The sequence below is a fragment of the Sandarakinorhabdus sp. genome (assembly GCF_032115815.1).
Taxonomy (GTDB): Bacteria; Pseudomonadota; Alphaproteobacteria; order Sphingomonadales; family Sphingomonadaceae; genus Sandarakinorhabdus.
This window is the reverse complement of sequence record NZ_JAUMBI010000143.1, coordinates 1-4036: the sequence shown is the minus strand read 5'-3', so window position 1 is coordinate 4036 and position 4036 is coordinate 1. Positions and strand designations below refer to the sequence as shown.

Annotated in this window: 5 protein-coding genes; 3 read left to right on the top strand and 2 right to left on the bottom strand. The window is 64.3% G+C overall.

Annotated features, from left to right (window positions below):
* Positions 1-443: PfkB family carbohydrate kinase (locus RT662_RS08425; protein WP_313670263.1), on the bottom strand; the 443-nt coding region annotated here is incomplete at its 3' end.
* Positions 444-518: 75 nt separating this feature from the next.
* Here RT662_RS08425 and RT662_RS08420 point away from each other — a divergent pair.
* Positions 519-1226: an EI24 domain-containing protein gene (locus tag RT662_RS08420; protein ID WP_313670262.1), complete on the top strand. Its 708-nt coding sequence runs from the start codon at positions 519-521 to the stop codon at positions 1224-1226.
* Here RT662_RS08420 and RT662_RS08415 read toward each other — a convergent pair.
* Complete coding sequence (locus RT662_RS08415; protein WP_022679422.1) at positions 1223-1444, bottom strand: hypothetical protein; 222 nt, start codon at positions 1442-1444, stop codon at positions 1223-1225. The genes RT662_RS08420 and RT662_RS08415 overlap by 4 nt on opposite strands.
* Before the next feature lie 121 nt (positions 1445-1565).
* Here RT662_RS08415 and RT662_RS08410 point away from each other — a divergent pair, with 121 nt between their 5' ends.
* Both RT662_RS08410 and RT662_RS08405 read left to right on the top strand, forming a co-directional pair.
* The gene (locus tag RT662_RS08410; protein WP_313670261.1) at positions 1566-2774 is read left to right on the top strand and encodes an acyl-CoA dehydrogenase family protein; all 1209 of its coding nucleotides are present in this window, start codon (positions 1566-1568) and stop codon (positions 2772-2774) included.
* Between the two features lie 122 nt (positions 2775-2896).
* The gene (locus RT662_RS08405; RefSeq protein ID WP_313670260.1) at positions 2897-4012 is read left to right on the top strand and encodes an acyl-CoA dehydrogenase family protein; all 1116 of its coding nucleotides are present in this window, start codon (positions 2897-2899) and stop codon (positions 4010-4012) included.
* Positions 4013-4036 lie beyond the last annotated feature (24 nt).

Sequence of the window (4036 nt, the reverse complement as noted above, 5' to 3'; positions counted from 1 at the left end):
GCCACCAGTTCGGCATCCAGATCGCTGGCATCCAGTTCCTGGCAGGCGCCCAGATAGGTGTTCATCGTGCGCTCGCCATCGGGCGTCACCACGATCAGGCAGCGCCCGGTGGGCGGGCCGCCCGTTGCCGCCGCCGTGTCAAATGCCACGCCGGCCGCGCGGATATCATGGGTGAACACGTGGCCCAGCTGATCGCCCGCCACCCGGCCCACAAACGCCGTGCGCGCGCCCAAGGCCGCTGCACCCACCACCGAATTGGCCGCCGAACCGCCGCTGATCTCGCGCCCGGGGCCCATGGCGGCATAGAGCGCCTCGGCCTCACCGGCATCGATCAGGCGCATGCATCCATGCTCGATCCCACGGCTGGACAGGAAATCCGGGCTCTCGCTGCTGATCACATCAACGATGGCGTTGCCCATGGCGAGAATGTCATACTGCGGCATGCACGGCTCCTGAAAATGCAGGCCGTGCCATAGCCGCTTGCCCCGCCCCTGCCCAGACCTTACCTAAAGGGCGAAATGCCCGCCGCCTTCATCCTCAGCTTCGCCCAACTGTGGGACCCGGCCATCCGCCGTATCCTGCTGCGCGCGCTGCTGCTCACGCTGATCCTGTTCGCCGGCCTGGCGTGGGCGGTGTTCAAGGGCATCGCCATGATCGAAACCAATGGCTGGCCAGAATGGCTGCAAAGCTTCTGGACCAACGGCGCCGGCGATGCCGCAGCTTTCCTGCTCTCCATGCTGCTGACATGGTTGGGCTTCACCAGCATCGCCACCGCCGTGATGGCCATGTGGCAAGACGAGATCATCGTCGCCGTCGAAACCCGCTACTACCCCCACGCCAAGGGCCACGCGCTCGGCCTCGGCGTCGAACTCGCCATGGGCGGGCGGGCGGCGATCCGCGTCGCCCTGATCAACCTGTTGCTGCTGCCGGCCTATCTGCTGCTGCTCGTCACCGGCATCGGGCCGCTGATCCTGTTCATCATCGCCAACGGCTGGGCCCTGGGCCGCGAATATCTCGAAGCCGTCGCCGCCCGCCACGTGGCGTTGGGCGAATCCCGCGCCTGGCCGGGGCAGCACAAATGGGACTCATGGGGCATCGGCATCGGCACCGCCGGGCTGTTCGCGGTGCCGGTGCTCAATCTGGTCGCGCCAGTGATGGGCGCGATGATGGCCACGCATATCTTCCACCGCGAGCGGGAAGACGAGGCCAAGGCGCGGGCGGCTTAAAGAATCCCGCCGCCCATGAACAGGCGGAACGCGCCGACCACGATGACGATCAGGTTGAGGTTCCGCCCGGCGTCCTTGCCGGACAGGAAGCCCAGCCCCAGCCCGACCATGGCGAGCGGGATGATCGCCCAGTTGGCCCAGCCCAGGAAGGGCAGGAAGGCGAAGATGGCGAGGCCCAGCGCGACCAGGCCGATCATGAGCGAGACGATGTTCAGCATGGATTGAATGTGGAGATGGCCGGGGGCGGCGCAAGGTGTCGCAGCGGCAAAATTCACAGGGTTGCCGCTGCCCCGATTCGGGTTTACGTAAACGTCAACCTGCAAGCTGGGGAGTGAAGCCATGGACCTGAATTTCAGCGCCGAAGATGTTGCCTTTCGTGACGAAGTGCGCGCCTTCATCCGCGATGCCTATCCGTCTTATCTGCGTGAGAAGATCGACGAGGGTGAAGAGATGGCGAAGGAAGATTTCCTCGCCTGGCACAAGGTGCTGCATGAAAAGGGCTGGATCGTTCCGGCCTGGCCGACTGAGTATGGCGGCACCGGCTGGACCGCCACCCAGCGTTATATCTGGTCGGAAGAAACCGCCGCCGCCGATACCGTGCGCCTGATGCCGTTCGGCCTGTCGATGGTGGGCCCGGTGATCTACACGTTCGGCACGCCGGAGCAGAAGGCCAAGTTCCTGCCGCGCATCCTGAGCGGCGAGGATTGGTGGTGCCAGGGTTATTCCGAACCCGGCGCCGGTTCCGACCTTGCCAGCTTGCGCACCCGCGCCGAGCGCTTCACCGGCGATGACGGCAAGGAATATTACCGCGTCAACGGCCAGAAGACCTGGACGACGATGGCGCAGCATGCCGATTGGGGTTTCTTCCTCGTTCGCACCGATCCCACCGCCAAGATCCAGGAAGGCATCAGCTTCCTGCTGATCGACATGAAGACGCCCGGCATCACCGTGCGCCCGATCATCACCCTTGGCGGTGAGCATGAGGTCAACGAAGTCTGGCTGGAAGACGTGATCGTGCCGGTGGAAAACCGCGTGTTCCACGAAAACAAGGGCTGGACCTGCGCCAAGTTCCTGCTGGCCCACGAACGCACCGGCATCGCCGGCGTGGCTGCTTCCAAGCGCAATGTTGAGCGCATCAAGCAGGTGGCGCGCAACACCGAAGATGGCGGAGAGGCCCTGCTGGCCAACCCGTTCTTCAAGCGCAAGGTGGCCGAACTGGAAGTCGATCTGGCCGCGCTGGAATATACCGAACTGCGGACTCTCGCTGGCGAAAGCAGCGGCAAGGGCCCGGGGCCGGAATCCAGCCTGCTCAAGATCAAGGGCACCGAAATCCAGCAGCGGCTGACCGAGTTGGCGCTGGAAGCCGCGGGCACCTATGGCGCGCCGTACTTCCGTTCGATGGGCGAAGGCGACAACAGCTTCGCCGTCGGCCCGGACAGCGCCCGCCGCACCGCACCGGTGTATTTCAACATGCGCAAGACCAGCATCTATGGCGGGTCCAACGAGATCCAGCGCAACATCATCGCAAAGATGGTGCTGGGGCTCTGACACAATAAGCGTCACCCCGGCGAAAGCCGGGGCCCATCGCCCCGACCGTGGTTACAAGCGGCAAAGGCGGGAGATGGGCCCCGGCGTTCGCCGGGGTGACGGCATTACTTTGGGGACGGAACATGGATTTCAATTTCACCGAAGAACAGACCATGCTGCGCGACATGCTTTCGCGCTATCTGGCGGATACCTACACGTTCGACGCCCGCCAGAAGGTGGTGCACGGCGGCAAGGGCTGGAACCCGGCCGTGTGGCAGGCCTTTGCCGAAGAACTCGGCGTGCTGGGCGCGCCGTTTGCAGAAGCGCATGGCGGCCTTGGCGGCGGCGCGATCGAGAACATGGTGGTGATGGAAGAAATGGGCCGCGCCATCGTGCTGGAACCCTATCTCTCCACCGTTGTCATCGGCGGCGGCGCGTTGAAGCATGTGGGCGGCGCGATTGCTGACGCCGTGATCCCCTCGATCATTGCCGGCACCACCCGCATCGCCTTTGCGGCCTATGAACCGCAGGGCCGTTTCTATCTGAACGATCTCACCACCACGCTGAAGGGCGGCCTGTTGAATGGCCACAAGGCGGTCGTGGAAGGCGCGTCACATGCCACGCATCTGCTCGTCACCGCGCGCACCGCCGGCGGCCAGCGCGATGCGGGTGGCGTGGCGCTGCTGCTGATCCCGGCCGATGCCAAGGGCATCACCCGCCGCGATTATCTCACCGTGCACGGCACCAGCGCTTCGGAAGTCTATTTCGAAAATGTCGCCGTGGGCGCCGAACATGTGCTGCGCGAAGAAGCGCTGCCGCTGATCGAAGCCGTGGTGGATGAAGCCACCGCCGCCCTGTGCGCCGAAGCCTGCGGCGTGCTGAAGGTGCTGCATGCCACCACGCTGGATTATGCCAAGCAGCGCAAGCAGTTCGGCAAGGCGATCGGCGATTTCCAGGTCATCCAGCATCGCCTGGTCGACATGTTCATGGAGGTCGAACAGGCCGTTTCCATGACCATGATGGCCACGCTGAAACTAGACACCGCCGAACGCAGCGCCGCGGTTTCGATGGCCAAGGCCAAGGTGGGCAAGGGTGCCAAGTTCGTTGGCCAGAACGCCGTGCAGGTGCATGGCGGCATCGGCATCACCCAGGAACTGGCCGTGGGCCATTATTTCAAGCGCGCCACGCTGATCGAAAACCAGTTCGGCAGCGTGGATTTCCACCTTTCCCGCTACGAAGGCATCGCGCTGGCGGCGTAAGCGCCTTCAGCAACGCAAACGAGA